Here is a 16,012-nt window from a genome sequence, read left to right as displayed (position 1 = left end):
CAACATCAATCTGCTGATGCCCGAGCCTTACCGTTCCGGCCACGATGGCTATCTGGCGCATTATCTGGCAACGGGCGATGCCCGGGTGATTGGCGTGGGGCGCGAGGTGAGTGCGCGGCGCAAGGACGGGTCGGTGTTTCCCATCCGGCTGGCGGTGGGCCGGGTGGATACCGGGCGCGAGCCGATGTTTGTCGGCTTTGTCACCGACATCAGCGAACGCACCGCCATGGAGCGCGAACTCAAGCTGCGCGAAAGCCAGTACCGCACCCTGATCGCCAATATGCCCGGCGTGGCCTTTCGCAGCCGGGTGGATGAGGACTGGAGCAAGATCTTCATCAGCGACAGTATTAGCGAACTGTGCGGCTGGCCGGCAGCCAGCTTTCTGGATGGCAGCATCAGCCTGCTGTCCATCATGCACCCGGATGATGTGCCGCGCGTGCGCGATACCGTGAGCCAGGCGGTCAGCGAGGGCCGATCCTACGTGGTGGAGTACCGGCTGTTCCACATGGCAGGTGGCGAGCGCTGGGTGTCGGAAAGCGCCGGCATCGTGTTCGATCTGGACGAGCAGCCGCAGTGGATAGACGGGGTGATGATAGACATCACCGAAAGCCGCCTGCGTGCGGCGGAGTACGAAGGCGTGGTGTATGCCATCCGCCAGGCGCTGGCGGTGGTGGAGTTCGACATGGATGGCCATATCCTCACCGCCAATGACAGTTTTCTGGCACTTACCGGCTACCGGCTGGACGAGCTGCAAGGCAGGCACCACAGCATGCTGTGCCAGCCGGAGGAAGCCGCCTCTGCTGCATACCAGACTTTCTGGTCGGATTTGCGCGCGGGGAAGTTTCAAAGCGGCGAATTTTTGCGTTACGCCAAGGATGGTCGTCCGGTGTGGATTCAGGCAGTGTACAACCCGATTCTGGATCTGGACGGCAAGCCCTGCAAAGTGGTGAAGCTGGCCAGTGATGTCACCGACCGCAAGCACATGGAGCAAGACCTGATGGCCGCGCGCGACCGCGCCGAGCAGGCAGCGGCGGCCAAAGGCATGTTCCTGGCCAATATGAGCCATGAAATCCGCACCCCGATGAATGCCATCATCGGCTTTGCCCAGCTGCTGCTGGACGGTAGCTTGCAGCCGGAGCAGCGCCGTCACCTGCAAACCATCAACCAGTCAGCCCGGGCGCTGCTGGGCCTGCTCAATGGCGTGCTGGACACCGCCAAGCTGGAACGCGGTGCGCTGGAACTGGATGAGGCGGATTACTCGCTGCACGAGCTGTGCCAGCAACTGGTGGATACCTTTGCCCTGCAGGCACGCGACAAGCAACTGGCGCTGCAACTGGACTACGCCGCCGATTGCCCGCAGCTGTTGTATGGCGACGTACTGCGCATGCGGCAGATTTTGACCAATCTGCTGGGCAATGCCGTCAAGTTCACCGAACAGGGCCAGGTGCTGTTGCAGGTACGCTGCGAGGACAACCGCTTACACATCGCAGTCAGCGACAGCGGCATCGGCATTGCGCCAGACAGGCTGGACAGCATCTTCGCCCCGTTCAGCCAGGCCGATGCCAGCATGGCGCGCCGCTTTGGCGGCACCGGGCTTGGCACCACCATTGCCCGCCAGCTGGTGGAGCTGATGGGCGGCAGCATTCAGGTAAGCAGCCAGCTGGGGGTGGGTTCCACCTTTGACATCAGTCTGCCGCTGCAAACCGCCCGTGGCAGCCTGCCAGCCAGCAGCCCGGTGCCGACGCTGGCCTTGCCGCCGCTGCGGGTGCTGGCGGTGGATGATGTGCCGGAAAACCTGGAACTGCTGCAACTGATGCTGCAACGCGAAGGCCTGCAGGTGAGCACCGCCAGCGGCGGGGCCGAGGCGGTGGCCCTGCACGCGGCCCAGCGTTTTGATGTGGTGCTGATGGATGTGCAGATGCCCGAAGTGGACGGGCTGGAAGCCACCCGCCAGTTGCGGGCGCAGGAAGCGCGCAGCGGACAAGCACCCACGCCGGTGATTGCCCTTACCGCCAGCGTGCTCAGTCAGGACCGCAAGGATGCCGAAGCCGCCGGCATGAACGGCTTTGCCGTCAAACCGCTGGACATGGCCAGCCTGCGACAGGAAATTGCCCGCGTCACCGGCCTGTCCGGCACGATGGCCGATGTCGCCCGCAGCACCGGTCAGCAGGCTGTGCTCATCGACTGGGACGGCGCACTGGCGCGCTGGGGCGAGCGTGATGTGCTGGTGGAACGTATCCGCCGTTTTCTGGCCGACAATCAGCCGCAGCTGGCTGCGCTGGCAGAGGCCGATGCCGCCAGTTGCCGCCAGCAGGCGCACCGCTTGCGCGGGCTGGCGGCCAATCTGGGGCTGGCGCAGTTGCAGCAACAGCTGGCCGCAGTGGAGCAGGCCGGTATTTGTAGCCCGGCACAGGCCGATGCCATCGACAACATCATGGCCGGCGTGGCCGCCGCCTTGCCTGCATCCGGCACGGCGCTTGTTACAGATGTGGCAGACTGCACAGCCGCACCATTGCCTGCCGCTGCCCGGCCCTGGCTGCAACGGCTGATGGCAGCTTGCGGGCAGGCCAGCCTGGACGATGAAGCCATGCAGGCGCTGGCCGGGTTATTGCCTGCCGCCAGCTTGCAAGCCTTGCAGGCTGCGCTGGATGATTTTGATTTTGACGCAGCACTGAAGGCTGCGCATGCACTACTGCCGGACGCCGCCGGAGAAACGGAAGCACCATGAGCCCTATCGAAGACACGCGCCCCTGCCTGCTGCTGGTGGATGACGAACCGAATAATCTGCAAGTCTTGCGCCACATCCTGCAGGACCACTACCGCCTGCTGTTTGCCCGCGATGGCGAGAAGGCCCTGCAACTGGCGGCGGCGTCCAGGCCGGATTTGATCCTGCTGGATGTGATGATGCCTGGCATGACCGGGCTGGAAGTGTGCCGCCAGTTAAAGCAGAACCCGCAGACGGCTGCGCTGCCGGTGATTTTCGTGACGGCGCTGAGTGACAGCAAGGACGAAGCGGAAGGCTTTGCCGCCGGTGCCGTGGACTACATCAGCAAGCCGGTCAGCCCTCCCATCGTGCTGGCGCGGGTGCGTACCCATCTGTCACTGGTGCGGGTGGAGGAGCTGGTGGAAACCCGGCTGCAGATCATCCAGCGGCTGGGGCGGGCGGCTGAATTCAAGGATAACGAAACCGGCCTGCATGTCATCCGCATGAGTCATTACGCGCGGCTGCTGGCATTGGCGGCCGGTCATGGCGAGCGCTTTGCCGACGAGCTGCTCAATGCCGCGCCCATGCACGATATCGGCAAGATCGGCATTCCGGATGCCATCCTGCTCAAGCCGGGCAAACTGGATGTGGATGAGTGGAACATCATGCGCAGCCATGCCGAAATCGGTGCCCGCATCATTGGTGAAGACAAATCCAGCCTGTTGCAGATGGCTGCCACCATTGCGCTCAGCCATCACGAGCGCTGGGATGGCACGGGTTATCCGCAGGGTTTGCAGGGTGAAGCCATTCCGCTGGCAGCGCGCATTGTGGCGATTGCCGATGTGTTCGACGCGCTCACCAGCAAGCGGCCCTACAAGCATGCCTGGACGGTGGATGAGGCGTTTGCGCTGATTGAAAGCGAGGCGGGCAAGCACTTTGACCCAGCGCTGGCGGCCTGCTTCCTCGGCATGCGGGCCGAGCTGGAAGCCATCCGCCAGCGCTGGCAGGAAACAGCCTGAGCGGCAGGCCGGTCAGGACAGGTATTCGGAAATCTCGATCAGGTTCTCGTCCGGGTCGCGCAGGTAAACCGAGCGGATTTTGCCGGTGGCCCCGGTCCGGCCTACCGGCCCTTCGATGATGGCCAGCCGTTTTTCTTGCAGGCGGGCGATTACCTGCTCCAGCGGGATGTCGGCGATGAAACACAAGTCCAGTGCGCCGGGAGTGGGCAGGGCGGCCTTGGGTTCGAACTCCCTGCCTTGCACGTGGATATTGATTTTCTGGCTGCCAAACTTCAGTGCCAGCCGCTCCACCGGCGGGGTGCCGCCAATGAATTTTTCCAGCGTCATGCCCAGGCCGTCACAGTAAAAAGCCAAGCAGTCATCCAGTCGGGCGGTGGTGAGTACAAGGTGGTCGAGGTGGCTGATCATGCGGCAAGACTCCATAAACAGGTGGGTTGTCCATCTTGCTGCATCGCGCCATCCCGGCGCAATCCTTGTTTGGCAAGGCAGCAGCAGGCCTCAGGCGACACGCTGCTGTCCTGCCGTGTGCCTAATGGCTGGCAAAGCGCGTCAGTTCGCGCTCCCAGTCCAGCGGGGCGGTACGGATGTCTCGGTCCTCGTCGCGGATGGCATCGGCGGGCAGGAACCAGTTGATTTCAAACAGCAGGCCGTCCGGGTCGTGGCCGTACACGCTCTTGAACAGGCCGTGGTCTTCTTCCAGACCCAGCTTGCCAAGTGCCTGCAACTGGTCGCGAATACGCTTGAGTTCCAGCAGGGTATCCACTTCCCAGGCCAGATGATAAAGACCGGCCGGCGGCTCGTTGGCTCCCGGAGTTTCACCGCGTGCGCTGAATACCCCCGCGCGTTGCTGGCCCTGATTGCGGGCGAACAAGGCCAGGTCGTGATGGTTGTCCGACTCCGCCGCCTGGGCAAAAAAGGCTTGTTCCGGCTGCGGGCCGGGTGAGGGGTTAAACCCCAGCACTTGCTGGTAGAAACGGGTGCTGTCGGCAACATCGCTGACATATAGCACCGCGTGGTTCAGGCGTTTGATTCCCATGATGTGCTTTCAATGTGGCAAGGGTTTACAGGCGATAGGCAGCGTGGTGCTGTGCCAGATAATCGGCAATTTGCCGGGCGTCTTGCAGGTAGTGCCGTCCGGCATGCTGTTTGGCATTGGCGGGTAAGGGGCTGGCCGGGTCCAGTATCAGCACCGGCAGGCTCTGGTTTTCTTCGCCCAGCAAGTCAATCACCGGCTGGCGCGGCCGTGGAAACGGCAGACGGCGGATTTCAATGCGCTCGGAGAGTGCCGGTTGCACTGCCAGCAGGCCTTCCAGCAGATTGCTGTGCGGGCAGACAAAACGCTGGTCGGCCGGATGGTCGGGCCGGGTGAATCCGGGCTCCAGCAAAAACAGGGTGTCGCGGCTCATCAGGTATCTTTCGCGGTAAGAATGGAGTGGCAGCAAGAACCCCGCCGGGAGGCGGGGCATGTCACTTAGAAGAATTTGGCCAGGGCCAGGTTTAGCGAACTTTCGCTTCTTACGCCATTGCCACCCCAGTTGACGCGGCCATATGAGGCATAAGCACGCGTTTGTTTGGACAGGTTGTATACCGTGCCCAGCACATATTGGGTGTAGCCGGTCTTGTCGACGTTGCTGCCGCCGATTTCCACGTCATAGCCCTTGGTCAGCGAAACATAAGGCATCCATGCGCCCACGTTGTAGCCGAAGGTGAGCACGGCTTCACGCGTCTTCACATCCTGACCGGAAGCGGCGGCGCTCAGGCTCTGGCCACTGGCGGCCAGACGGGTGTTCAGCACATTGACGTTGTAAACCACTCCCGGGCTATCAACAAACTGGCCACTGGAAACCCCCAGGTAGCCATTCACCGTCTGGAAACCCAGCGCCAGATAAATGGGGTCGCTGATATAGCCTGCTTCCACACGCCACCAGTTTTTCACCGCGCCGGTCTGGGCCGATGAGTTCACCTGTTTGGCATCCCCCTTGGTTTCATAGCTGAACTTGGCAAAGTAACCGGCCTGTTCGTAGCTCAGGCCCAGGTTGAATACCTGGTTGTTGGTGGGCTGGCCATTGCTGTCATTGGCGCGTTTTTCGTCAGCTGCCCAGGTGGTGGTAAAGCTGAAACCGGCCAGGTTGGGGCTGTCGTAGCGCACGGCATTGTTCAGGCGACCGTCCAGACGGGTGGAATACAGCTGGCCGCCTACGCCGCTGTAAGCACCCGGATCGATATATTCCATGTCCAGGTTGGCGTAGTCGGACAGGCGGCCCAGGCGCAGCTTGCCGTATTCGGTTTGCAGGCCGATGAAGGAGTCGCGGCTGGCGAAGGTGTCCGTACCGCTGCCATCCACGTGGATGCGGTTTTCCACCTGCCAGATGGCAGTCAGGCCATTGCCCAGATTTTCCGAACCCTTGAAGCCGATACGCGAGGTATTGTCGTCTACATGTACAGAACTCTGGCTGCCGGTCGCGGTGTAGCTACGGACGCTGGAAATGTCGCCAGCAATCTTGCCGTAAATGGTCACGCCGTCATCGGCATGGGCAAACAAGGGAGAAGCAGCAATAGCCAGGGTGAGCAGTTTTATTTTCATGATGTGTTCACAGGAAATCGGTTGGTCGGACAAGCAAGCCGTTGCCAGGGTGGCGGGTTTCGGCTGGTGCTTATTCTTCCGTATTGTTTCCGTTTTTTTAATCAATAAAAAATGATTAACAAATCAAACTGTTTTTGCAGGTTTTATTCGGATTGATTTGTTTTTCATGGCTTTTTCCAGAATTTTGCTAAGTCGATTTTTTGTTGGAATATTCAAGAAAATGAATAAGATGCGCGGATAAGCATATCAATTTAATTTGATTGATCTTCAAATTGGCTGGGAATAGATTTTGTGGCGTCAATTACACGGTGCACACAAATGTCATACTCGCTGTCCATTCTGGATAAAAGTCCGATTCCACCAGGTGCCACTGCGGCCGATGCGCTGGCCAATACCGTGGCGCTGGCCAAGCTGGCAGAGCAGCTGGGCTATTACCGTTTCTGGGTGGCCGAACACCACAGCACACCGCTGCTGGCCAGTTCCGCCCCCGAAGTGCTGATCTCCCACATCCTGGCGCATACCAGCCGCATCCGCGTGGGCAGTGGCGGCGTCATGCTGCAGCACTACAGCCCCTACAAGGTGGCGGAAACCTTCAACCTGCTGGCGGCGCTGGCGCCGGGCCGGGTGGACCTGGGTGTGGGCAAGGCTCCCGGCGGCCTGCCATTCAGCACCCGTGCCTTGCAGCACTATCACGATGCTGCGCGCAAGCCCGATTTCACTGCCCAGCTGACCGAACTGAATGCCTTCCTGAACGAGGGCCAGCCGGAAGGGCATCCGCTGGCCGGGGCAAAGGCGACACCGCAGCCGCCCATTACCCCGGGGCGCTTCCTGCTGGGCGGCAGCCCGGACAGCGCCCGGCTGGCCGCCCGTCTGGGCTGGGATTTTGCCTATGCCGGCCACTTCAACGGCGACCCTTTGAATATCCAGCAATCCATTGCCGTGTACCGCCAGTGGACCGGCAAGGTGCCCGCACTGGCGCTGTATGCCTTTGTGGCTGAAACCCGCGAACAGGCGCAGGCACTGGTGGGGGAGCTGAAGCTGTTCAAGGTGACGCTGGAAGATGGCCGTAGCGTCAACGTGCCCAGCCGCGAGGCCGCCGAGGAATTTGCCCGTCAGGCTGGCAGCAGCCAGTACCAGCTGGAAGAAAAGCACCCGCACGTGATTGCCGGTACTGCCGGTGATGTACGCGCAGAGCTGGATTCCCTGCACCAGAGCTACGGCATCCGCGAATTCATCATTGATATCCCCGTGGCCCAGTTTGCGCTGCGCCGCGCTTCCATTGCCCTGCTGGCCGAAGCGCGCGAGCCGCTGGCCGCCTGACCGTACTGATCAACCTTTTTGGAGCTGAACATGAGCAAACCCATTACTTTCGGCATCATGCTGCACGGCGCTGGTGGCCACATGCACGCCTGGAAACACCCCAGCGGCCCGGCAGATGCCAGCGTCAACCTGCAGTTTTATATTGATACCGTGCAGAAAGCCGAAGCCAACGGCATTGCCTTTGCCTTTGTGGCGGATGGCCTGTACATCAACGAAAAATCGATTCCGCACTTCCTCAACCGTTTCGAGCCGATTTCCATCCTGTCGGCGCTGGCCAGCGTGACACGCAAGATCGGCCTGGCCGGCACCGTGTCCACTTCCTACAGCGACCCGTTTACCGTGGCGCGCCAGTTCGGCTCGCTCGACCTGATCAGCGGCGGCCGCGCCGGCTGGAATGTGGTGACCACGCCGCTGGAAGGCACGGCGCTCAACTACAGCCGCCCGCATCCGGAACACAGCCTGCGTTATGAAATTGCCGACGAATACCTGCAAGTCACCCAGGGCTTGTGGGACAGCTGGGACGACGACGCCTTGCCGCGTAACCGTGAAACCGGCCAGTTCTTCGACAAGGACAAGCTGCACACCCTGAACCACAAGGGGCGTTTCTTCCAGGTGGCCGGGCCGCTGAACATCAGCCGCTCGCCGCAGGGCCAGCCGGTGATTTTCCAGGCCGGTTCTTCCGATGCCGGGATTGGCCTGGCGGGCAAGTATGCCGACGCGGTGTTTACCCACTCGCCTTCCATCGAAGAAACCCGCGACTTCCTGCGCAAGGTGAAAACCAGTGCCGTGCTGCATGCCCGCAAGGCGGACGATGTGAAAATCTTCCCCGGCATTGCACCGGTGGTGGCCGCTACCGATGCCGAGGCCGAAGCCAAGTTCCGCATCATCCAGCAACTGCTGACCATCGACGATGCGCTGGCCTATCTGGGCCGCTTCTTCGACCACCACGACTTTACCCAGTACCCGCTGGACGAGGCCTTCCCGGAGCTGGGCGATATCGGTCGCAACAGCTTCCGTTCCACCACCGACCAGATCAAGGCCCGCGCCCGTGAGCACGGACTGACCCTGCGCCAGGTAGCGCTGGAAGTGGCCACCCCGCGCAGCAACTTTGTCGGCAGCGGTGAAAAAGTGGCGGCGGAAATCATCCGCTGGGTGGACGAGGGCGCGGCTGACGGTTTCATCCTGGGCTTCCCGGTGGTGGCCGAAGGGCTGGACGACTTCATCACCCATGTACTGCCGGTGCTGGAAAAGAGCGGACGCTTCACGCGCCAGCTGGATGGCCGCACCCTGCGCGACCATCTGGGCCTGCCACGCAAGGAAAGCCGTTACCAGCAAGCCGCCGAGCACAGCAGCCAGCAGCAGGTGGCCTGATGAATGCAGCATTAGACAGTGCCGTGTTGCCGCGCAGCCTGCAGATCGAAACCGGCATTGCGGCTGCCAATTCCGAATTCGTGGCCCTGCGCCGCGACCTGCACCAGCACCCGGAACTGGCGTTTGCCGAACATCGCACAGCCGGCAAGGTAGCCGCGCTGTTGCAGCAGTGGGGCTATCAGGTGACCACCGGTATTGCCGGCACCGGGGTGGTGGGCAGCTTGCGCCGTGGCAGCAGCCAGCGTTCGCTCGGCCTGCGCGCCGACATGGATGCGCTGCCCATCCAGGAAGCCACCGGCCTGCCGTATGCCAGCCAGAACCCCGGCGTGATGCATGCCTGCGGGCATGACGGCCACACCGCCATCCTGCTGGCCGCTGCCCGCTTTCTGGCGCTGCACGGCCAGTTTGACGGCACCTTGCAGCTGATTTTCCAGCCCGCCGAAGAAACCGGCAGCGGCGCACGGCGCATGCTGGAAGAAGGCTTGTTCGAGCGCTTTCCCTGCGATGCGGTATTCGGCCTGCACAACTGGCCCGGAGTGAGCTGCGGCCATATCGGCTGCATCGAAGGCCCGGCCATGGCCTCGGTGGATCAGGCCCACATCACCGTGCACGGCAAGGGTGGCCATGGAGCCGAACCGCATAACACGGTGGACCCGGTGCTGGTGAGTGCCCACGTGATTACCGCGCTGCAAAGTGTGGTGTCACGCAATGTCGACCCGCTGGACATGGGGGTGCTCACCGTGGGCAGCATCCACGGCGGCCATGCGTCCAACGTGATTCCGGACAGCGTGGAGCTGAAACTGACCGCCCGCACCTTCCGCCCGGAAGTGCGCAGCCTGCTGCAACAGCGCGTACCGGCACTGGTGGAGGCACAGGCGGCCAGCTTTGGCGCACGCGCCGAGGTGGATTACCGCCTGGGCTTCCCGCCGGTGTGCAATCACCCGGCAGAAACCGCACTGGCACGTGAAGTGGCGCAGGACACGCTGGGCGCGGCGCGGGTGGAAGAGGCTTTCCGGCCGCGTACCGCCAGCGAGGATTTTGCCTTCATGTTGCAGGCACGCCCGGGCAGCTTCGTATTTTTCGGCAATGGTGACAGCGCCGGCCTGCACAACCCGCGCTACGACTTCAACGACGCCATCCTGCCGCTGGCCGCCAGCTACTGGGTGGCCCTGGCCGAGCGCTACCTGCCGCTGCCACAGGCGGACACATAACAAGCGACAGCCAGACACATATCGCAATGGACCGAGCACATGCGTGACTACTTTGTTTACACCACCACCACCGACCCGCGCGCCAGCGTGATGCTGGCCGAGCTGACGCAGGAATACGACGCACGCTACGGCAATCTGTTCAGCCCCGGCGGTGCGGCAGAGGAAATGCGGCGCTATCCGCCGGAAACCTTTGCGCCGCCACATGGCAACTTCCTGTTGCTGCTGCGGCAGGGGCAGGCGATTGCCGGCGGGGCCTTCAAGCGGCTGGATGAGCACACCGCCGAATTCAAGCGCATCTGGACCCACAGCCAGTTCCGCCGTCAGGGCTTGGCCGGGCTGGTGTTGCAGGAGCTGGAGGCGCAATGCCAGCGCCAGGGCTACCGCCAGATTTACCTGACCACCGGTTGCCGCCAGCCGGAGGCGGTCGGGCTCTACCTGCGTCATGGTTATCAGGCGCAGTTTGACCCGGAGGGGGATCTGGAAGCCTTGCGCACCCTGCCGTTTACCAAGGCAGTGCCACGCCACGCCAGCGCACCATCCCACCCCGCGCACTGGACTGAACTGGCTGGCATTGCCGTTTGACACCGCTTTGACTTGCTTGCCGCACCCACCACGGCTTTTGCACAGGACAAGACATCATGAGTGAAATTACCGAAGTCGGCGACATCGCCTTTAGCCATTCACTGCCACGGCAGACGAGTGATCATGCCGTCAGTGAGGCCAGCGGCAGCAACCGCTATGCCGGGTTGCGCATCATCCCGGCGCGTTACCCGGCGCGCATTGCCGGCAGTGTGCTGGCCGTGCTGCTGCTGGCTGCCATCATCAGTTCGGTGGCCACCAATCCGCGCTGGGGCTGGGCGGTGTTTGCCGAGTGGTTTCTGGCCGCCCCGGTGCTGGAAGGCCTGGGCCGCACCTTGCTGCTGACCGCCATCGGCACGGTGCTGGGGTCGGTGCTGGGCACGGTGCTGGCACTGGCGCGGGTATCGCGCTCGCCGCTGCTGGCCAGCCTGTCGTGGAGCTATATCTGGCTGTTCCGCTCCATTCCGCTGATCGTGCTGCTGCTTATCCTCAACAATCTGGGTTATCTGTACGAAACCATCAATATCGGCGTGCCGTATACCGGCATCAACTGGTTCAGTTATTCCACCACCGAGCTGATCAGCCCCTTTGCCGCAGCGGTGCTGGGCCTGAGCCTGAACCAGGCGGCATTCTCGGCGGAAATCATCCGTGGCGGCATTTTGTCGGTGGAGCAGGGCCAGCTGGAAGCCGCTGCCGCGCTGGGCCTGCCACGCGGACGGCAGATTTTCCGCATCGTGCTGCCGCAGGCCATGCGTACCATCTTGCCTACCGCCTTCAATGACATCATTGGTCTGGCCAAGGGCACGGCCAATGTTTACATCCTGGCGCTGCCGGAGCTGTTCTACACCATCCAGGTGGTGTACCACCGCAATCTGGAAGTGATTCCGCTGCTGATGGTGGCCACCGTGTGGTACCTGATCATCCTCACCGTACTGTCCACGGTTCAGGTGCAGGTGGAGCGGCACTATGCACGTGGTGCACTGCGCCAGCAGCCGCAGTCGTTGTGGCAGCGTGCCCGCCAGCGCTGGTGGCCAGTCAGTGCCACTGGTCCGGCCACGGTGACACCGCCCGCTGCGCTGACCGATATACCCGCAGTCAAGGGCGGAGAAGTGGCCATCCATGCAGTCAGCAAGCGCTATGGCCATCAGCAGGTGCTGGATGCGGTGTCGCTGACCGTTCCGCCCGGCAGTGTCACCGTCATCATCGGCCCGTCCGGTTCGGGCAAGTCCACTTTGCTGCGCAGCATCAATCATCTGGAGCGGGTGGATAGCGGATTCATTGCCATTGACGGGGAGTTGATCGGCTATCGCCAGCAAGGCAACTCGCTGCACGAACTGAAGGAAAAGGACATCCTGCAACGCCGGGTGGAAGTGGGCATGGTGTTCCAGCACTTCAACCTGTTTCCCCATCTCACCGTATTGCAAAACCTGATTGAAGCGCCCATCGCCCTGCGCGGCCTGAGTCGGGCCGAGGCCGAAGCCCAGGCGCGCCTGCTGCTCAAGCGGGTAGGGCTGGCCGACAAGGCCGATGCCTGGCCGCGCCAGTTGTCCGGCGGCCAGCAGCAGCGCGTGGCCATTGCCCGTGCGCTGGCACTGCGCCCCAAGGTGCTGCTGTTTGACGAACCCACCTCGGCGCTGGACCCGGAGCTGGTGCAGGAAGTGCTGGACGTCATCAAGGAGCTGGCGCGCTCTGGCACCACGCTGCTGATTGTCACCCATGAAATCGGCTTTGCCCGTGAAGTGGCCGATACCGTGGTGTTCATGGAGCAAGGCCGCATCGTGGAAAGCGGCAGCCCGGAACAGGTATTGCGTCAACCGCAGCAGCAGCGCACCCGCGAATTCCTGGCCCGCGTGCTGTAGGCCATGGATAAAACATTTGCCATGGATAAAACATTTTTCACACACCGTCACGACCACAAGCAAGACCACAACAAGGAAAGCATCATGTCGCGTAACACCCATCTGCCGCGCCGTACCGTACTGGCCGCCCTCAGCCTTGCCCTGCTGGCCCCGCTGTTTGGCCATGCCGCCAGCAGCATCGACCTGAGCCCGGAGCAAAAAGGCCAGCCCAAGGGCCGTCCGGTGCCAGAGGCCATCAAACTGCTGCCCAAGGACGTCCGCTTCGTCAAGGACAAGACCTTCGTGGTGGCCATTGCCGGTGGCATTTTGCCGCTGGGCGGCTTTGCCAGCGACTCGAAAACCATCATCGGTGCCGACCCGGACATCTCGCGCCTGGTGGCCGATGGCCTGGGCCGCAAGCTGGAACTGGTCAACGTGGCCTGGGCTGACTGGCCGCTGGGCTTGCAGTCCGGCAAATACGATGCGGTGATTTCCAATGTCACGGTTACCGAGGCGCGCAAGGAGAAGTTTGACTTCTCCACCTACCGCAAGGACTTGCTCGGCTTTTACACCAAGTCGGGCAGCAAGCTGAAAATCAATGAACCCAAGGACACGGCCGGACTGAAGGTGATTGTGGGCGCGGGTACCAATCAGGAGCAGATCCTGCTGGAATGGAACAAGAAAAACGAGGCGGCTGGCCTGAAACCGTTGCAGGCACTGTATTTTGATGATGAAGCCGTGGCGCGGGTAGCCTTGCAGTCCGGCCGCGCCGATGCCTGGCTGGGCCCCAATGCCATCTACGCACTGGAAGCCGCGCGTACCGGCAAGGTGCGTCTGGCTGGCACCTTCTCTGGCGGTTGGCCGCTGACGGCGGACATTGCCGTCACCACGCGCAAGGACTCCGGCCTGGCTCCGGCGATTACCAAAATCATCAATACCCAGATTGCCAACGGCAATTACGCCAGGGTACTCAGCCGCTGGGGCCTGAGCGCCGAAGCGGTGAGCGAATCGCGTACCAACCCGCCCGGCCTGCCCAAGAGCTGAGCGTTTGGCAGCAAGCGGTAACAATGATAACGGCCCCTCGGGGCCGTTTTTTCATGTGTTCAGGTCTTGTCGCAATGCTTGTCACAGGACTTGTCCGGGCTGTCCTGCTCCAGATTGTGGCGTATGTGCTGCAAGGCTTGCAGCAATGCCTCGGCCTGCTCCGGCGCAATGCCTTGCATGGCGCGGGCAGCCAGCAGACGGCCATGCTGATGCAAGGTGGCATGCAGCGTCTGCCCGGCCTCGGTCAGGTACAGGCGCATGCTGCGGCGGTCCTGCGCATCGGCGCGGGCTTCCAGCAGCCCGGCTTCTTTCAGGCGGGCAATCAGCCGGGTGAGCTGGGCCTTGTCGCGCCCGGAGTGCTGGGCGAGGTCGCTCTGGGTATTACCCGGATGGCGGCAGAAATAACCCAGCACCTTGCCTTCCATATGGGTCAGCCCCAGGGCATCGTCCCGGATCGCGGCAAACTGGCGCGAGCGGTATTGATGCATCAGGGTGTGGATGGCCTCGAAAATCTGCTCGGCGGTATCGTCAACATTGTTGACAAGGTCAACTTTATTTTGCATATTAGGTGATATTATCAATCAATTGGAGTCGCCATGACCACCATTTTGCCGCAACACCGCATCGAGCGGGTCAGATATGAACTGGCCAAGCGCCAAGTCACCGTCCGCAAGGTTGAGCGCAGCGGCGACGGCTTTGCCCGCATCACCTTTGCCGGCGAGACGCTGCAGGGTTTCCAGTCACAGTCGTTTGATGACCACATCAAGTTCATTTTTCAGGATGAGCAGGGCAATACCGTGATGCGCGATTACACCCCGCTGTCCGCCACTGCGGAAAACGGTGAACTGATGCTGGAATTCGCCCTGCACGGTCACGGTGCTGCCGCCAGCTGGGCGCAGCAGGCCGAAGAGGGCATGCAGGCCATTATTGCCGGGCCCAAGGGGTCGATGATCATCCCGGCGCAGCAGGACTGGCATTTGCTGGTGGGCGATGCTTCATCACTGCCGGCCATTCGTCGCCGTCTGGCCGAGTTGTCGCCCAGCGCCCATGTCGAGGTGATCTTGCTGCGTGCTGACAGCCATGTCAGCTGGGAACTGCCACAACAGGCTAACTGGACTGTCAGCCAGCTGGCCGATGGCGAGGCCTTGCTGGCGGCACTGCGTGGCTGGCAAGTACCGGACGGCAATGGTTTTACCTGGTGCGCGGGAGAGGGCGGGCTGATGCGTCAGGCGCGCAGCATATTGCTGGAAGAAAAACAGCTGCCGCGTGAAGGGGTGAAAGTGGCAGCTTACTGGCGGCTGGGTGAGGCGGATTTTCACGAGCGGCTGGTATAGAGCGGCTAACAAAACCCTGCTGCTGCCTTGCTCTGTCTTGGGCTGGGTGGCATCAGCCATGAAAAAAGCGCTGCGCGGTCAAACCGGCAGCGCTTGTTCATTGCAGCGGATGTCGCTGTGTGCGGCTCAGGCCGCCATGGCTTCATCTGGCAGATCTGCGCATAGCTGGCGGATTTCCTCCAGCAAGGCTTCGATAGCCGGTGAGGCAGAGCTGCCCAGCCGCTGGGTGATGCCGATATGGCGACGGGTATCGCCCAGATCCACCACCAGCGGCACGATTGCCCCACTGCCGATTTCCACGTGCAGCTGGTGAGCGGAGCAGGCGGTCAGCAGCTCGCTATGCGCCAGCAGCTGGCGCACCACGGCCAGGTCGCCACTTTCCACCGATGGCTCCGGGGCGGGCAGCCCGGCGCGCAGGAAGGCCCGCACCAGTGCCTGGCGGGCCGGTGACTCCTCACGAGGCAGAATCCAGCCCGCGCCTTGCAGCTCGGTAAGTCTTATCCTGCGTTGCAGGCGGGCCAGCGGGTGACCGCGACGACAGAAAATGCCCACCTGATCCTGAAACAGCGCTTCGCTATAGAACGGCGCAGCCGCATTCCCCTGGCGCAAGGCACCGAAGATGAAGTCGATATCACCGCAATGCAGTCCACGGGCGAGTTCGGAAAACGGGCTTTCGCTGGTCTTTATTTTCAGGCCGGGATAGCGCTGCAACAGTCGGGCAATGGCCAGTGGCAGCAGGCTGGTACGGCACAGTGGCAGCGCACCCACGGTAATGGTGCCACACAGGCTGCCGCGCAGGGCGGACAGGTCGGCCTCGATATGGCGCAACTCGGCAAAAGCGCGCTTGGCATGCAGCAGCAGCTGTTCGCCCGCTTCAGTCACCACCAGGCCTTGTGTCATGCGTTGCAGCAGCGGCTGGCCAACGGCTTCTTCCAGCCGGGCCAGCGACATGCTGATGCCGGACTTGCTCAGCCCCAGCTGCTGGCAGACCGGGGAGAACTGACCATG

At 62.2% G+C, this 16,012-nt stretch carries 15 protein-coding genes and 1 pseudogene; 10 read left to right on the top strand and 6 right to left on the bottom strand.

Features of this window, described 5'->3' with window-relative positions:
* Both JHD62_RS18745 and JHD62_RS18740 read left to right on the top strand, forming a co-directional pair.
* Positions 1-2,728: PAS domain S-box protein (locus JHD62_RS18745; protein WP_199104178.1), on the top strand; the 2,728-nt coding region annotated here is incomplete at its 5' end.
* Positions 2,725-3,723, top strand: a complete 999-nt coding sequence (locus JHD62_RS18740; RefSeq protein ID WP_199104177.1) for a two-component system response regulator — start codon at positions 2,725-2,727, stop codon at positions 3,721-3,723. The genes JHD62_RS18745 and JHD62_RS18740, both read left to right, overlap by 4 nt.
* Positions 3,724-3,735: 12 nt before the next feature.
* Here the strand turns inward: JHD62_RS18740 and JHD62_RS18735 are convergent, their stop codons facing one another.
* From JHD62_RS18735 to JHD62_RS18720, 4 genes are all read right to left on the bottom strand, one after another.
* Positions 3,736-4,131: a VOC family protein gene (locus JHD62_RS18735; protein WP_199104176.1), complete on the bottom strand. Its 396-nt coding sequence runs from the start codon at positions 4,129-4,131 to the stop codon at positions 3,736-3,738.
* A 121-nt stretch (positions 4,132-4,252) separates the two neighbouring features.
* A complete protein-coding gene (locus JHD62_RS18730; RefSeq protein ID WP_199104175.1) occupies positions 4,253-4,759 on the bottom strand; it encodes a VOC family protein in 507 nt (168 codons plus the stop codon).
* A 25-nt stretch (positions 4,760-4,784) separates the two neighbouring features.
* Complete coding sequence (locus JHD62_RS18725) at positions 4,785-5,129, bottom strand: DUF3088 domain-containing protein (protein WP_199104174.1); 345 nt, start codon at positions 5,127-5,129, stop codon at positions 4,785-4,787.
* A 65-nt stretch (positions 5,130-5,194) separates the two neighbouring features.
* Positions 5,195-6,307 carry a porin gene (locus JHD62_RS18720; RefSeq protein WP_199104173.1) on the bottom strand — a complete coding sequence of 371 codons (1,113 nt, stop codon included), beginning with the start codon at positions 6,305-6,307 and terminating at the stop codon, positions 5,195-5,197.
* Positions 6,308-6,625: 318 nt separating this feature from the next.
* Here JHD62_RS18720 and JHD62_RS18715 point away from each other — a divergent pair, with 318 nt between their 5' ends.
* The 7 genes and pseudogenes from JHD62_RS18715 to JHD62_RS18690 all read left to right on the top strand — a co-directional run bounded on the left by JHD62_RS18715 (position 6,626) and on the right by JHD62_RS18690 (position 13,670).
* A complete protein-coding gene (locus JHD62_RS18715) occupies positions 6,626-7,627 on the top strand; it encodes an LLM class flavin-dependent oxidoreductase (protein ID WP_059285581.1) in 1,002 nt (333 codons plus the stop codon).
* A gap of 30 nt (positions 7,628-7,657) precedes the next feature.
* On the top strand, positions 7,658-8,998 hold the full coding sequence (locus JHD62_RS18710) for an LLM class flavin-dependent oxidoreductase (protein WP_199104172.1): 1,341 nt from the start codon (positions 7,658-7,660) through the stop codon (positions 8,996-8,998).
* Positions 8,998-10,209, top strand: coding sequence for a M20 aminoacylase family protein (locus JHD62_RS18705; protein WP_199104171.1), 1,212 nt, complete (start codon positions 8,998-9,000; stop codon positions 10,207-10,209). The genes JHD62_RS18710 and JHD62_RS18705 overlap by 1 nt, the downstream gene beginning before the upstream one ends.
* Before the next feature lie 39 nt (positions 10,210-10,248).
* Positions 10,249-10,791 carry a GNAT family N-acetyltransferase gene (locus JHD62_RS18700; protein ID WP_199104170.1) on the top strand — a complete coding sequence of 181 codons (543 nt, stop codon included), beginning with the start codon at positions 10,249-10,251 and terminating at the stop codon, positions 10,789-10,791.
* 56 nt (positions 10,792-10,847) lie between these two features.
* Positions 10,848-11,732, top strand: a pseudogene (locus JHD62_RS22655) (amino acid ABC transporter permease); the annotation flags it as partial.
* Positions 11,733-11,897: 165 nt separating this feature from the next.
* The gene (locus JHD62_RS18695; protein ID WP_287881232.1) at positions 11,898-12,647 is read left to right on the top strand and encodes an amino acid ABC transporter ATP-binding protein; all 750 of its coding nucleotides are present in this window, start codon (positions 11,898-11,900) and stop codon (positions 12,645-12,647) included.
* 21 nt (positions 12,648-12,668) lie between these two features.
* Entirely contained in the window at positions 12,669-13,670 is a 1,002-nt protein-coding gene (locus JHD62_RS18690) for an ABC transporter substrate-binding protein (protein WP_199104169.1), read from the top strand.
* 59 nt (positions 13,671-13,729) lie between these two features.
* Here the strand turns inward: JHD62_RS18690 and JHD62_RS18685 are convergent, their stop codons facing one another.
* Complete coding sequence (locus JHD62_RS18685) at positions 13,730-14,233, bottom strand: MarR family winged helix-turn-helix transcriptional regulator (protein ID WP_131360475.1); 504 nt, start codon at positions 14,231-14,233, stop codon at positions 13,730-13,732.
* A 33-nt stretch (positions 14,234-14,266) separates the two neighbouring features.
* Between JHD62_RS18685 and JHD62_RS18680 the strand changes: the two genes are divergently transcribed.
* On the top strand, positions 14,267-15,004 hold the full coding sequence (locus JHD62_RS18680) for a siderophore-interacting protein (RefSeq protein ID WP_199104168.1): 738 nt from the start codon (positions 14,267-14,269) through the stop codon (positions 15,002-15,004).
* Positions 15,005-15,130: 126 nt separating this feature from the next.
* Here the strand turns inward: JHD62_RS18680 and JHD62_RS18675 are convergent.
* Positions 15,131-16,012: LysR substrate-binding domain-containing protein (locus tag JHD62_RS18675; RefSeq protein WP_199104167.1), on the bottom strand; the 882-nt coding region annotated here is incomplete at its 5' end.

Source organism: Aquitalea sp. ASV11 (assembly GCF_016429185.1).
GTDB lineage: Bacteria > Pseudomonadota > Gammaproteobacteria > Burkholderiales > Chromobacteriaceae > Aquitalea > Aquitalea pelogenes.
This window is presented reverse-complemented; position numbering and strand designations above follow the sequence as displayed.

What these genes read in the sequence shown, in the direction of transcription:
- JHD62_RS18740 (WP_199104177.1), top strand. Translation starts at nt 2,725, where the DNA reads ATGAGCCCTATCGAAGACACGCGCCCCTGCCTGCTGCTGGTGGATGAC.
- JHD62_RS18735 (WP_199104176.1), bottom strand. Translation starts at nt 4,131, where the DNA reads ATGATCAGCCACCTCGACCACCTTGTACTCACCACCGCCCGACTGGAT.
- JHD62_RS18730 (WP_199104175.1), bottom strand. Translation starts at nt 4,759, where the DNA reads ATGGGAATCAAACGCCTGAACCACGCGGTGCTATATGTCAGCGATGTT.
- JHD62_RS18725 (WP_199104174.1), bottom strand. Translation starts at nt 5,129, where the DNA reads ATGAGCCGCGACACCCTGTTTTTGCTGGAGCCCGGATTCACCCGGCCC.
- JHD62_RS18720 (WP_199104173.1), bottom strand. Translation starts at nt 6,307, where the DNA reads ATGAAAATAAAACTGCTCACCCTGGCTATTGCTGCTTCTCCCTTGTTT.
- JHD62_RS18715 (WP_059285581.1), top strand. Translation starts at nt 6,626, where the DNA reads ATGTCATACTCGCTGTCCATTCTGGATAAAAGTCCGATTCCACCAGGT.
- JHD62_RS18710 (WP_199104172.1), top strand. Translation starts at nt 7,658, where the DNA reads ATGAGCAAACCCATTACTTTCGGCATCATGCTGCACGGCGCTGGTGGC.
- JHD62_RS18705 (WP_199104171.1), top strand. Translation starts at nt 8,998, where the DNA reads ATGAATGCAGCATTAGACAGTGCCGTGTTGCCGCGCAGCCTGCAGATC.
- JHD62_RS18700 (WP_199104170.1), top strand. Translation starts at nt 10,249, where the DNA reads ATGCGTGACTACTTTGTTTACACCACCACCACCGACCCGCGCGCCAGC.
- JHD62_RS18690 (WP_199104169.1), top strand. Translation starts at nt 12,669, where the DNA reads ATGGATAAAACATTTTTCACACACCGTCACGACCACAAGCAAGACCAC.
- JHD62_RS18685 (WP_131360475.1), bottom strand. Translation starts at nt 14,233, where the DNA reads ATGCAAAATAAAGTTGACCTTGTCAACAATGTTGACGATACCGCCGAG.
- JHD62_RS18680 (WP_199104168.1), top strand. Translation starts at nt 14,267, where the DNA reads ATGACCACCATTTTGCCGCAACACCGCATCGAGCGGGTCAGATATGAA.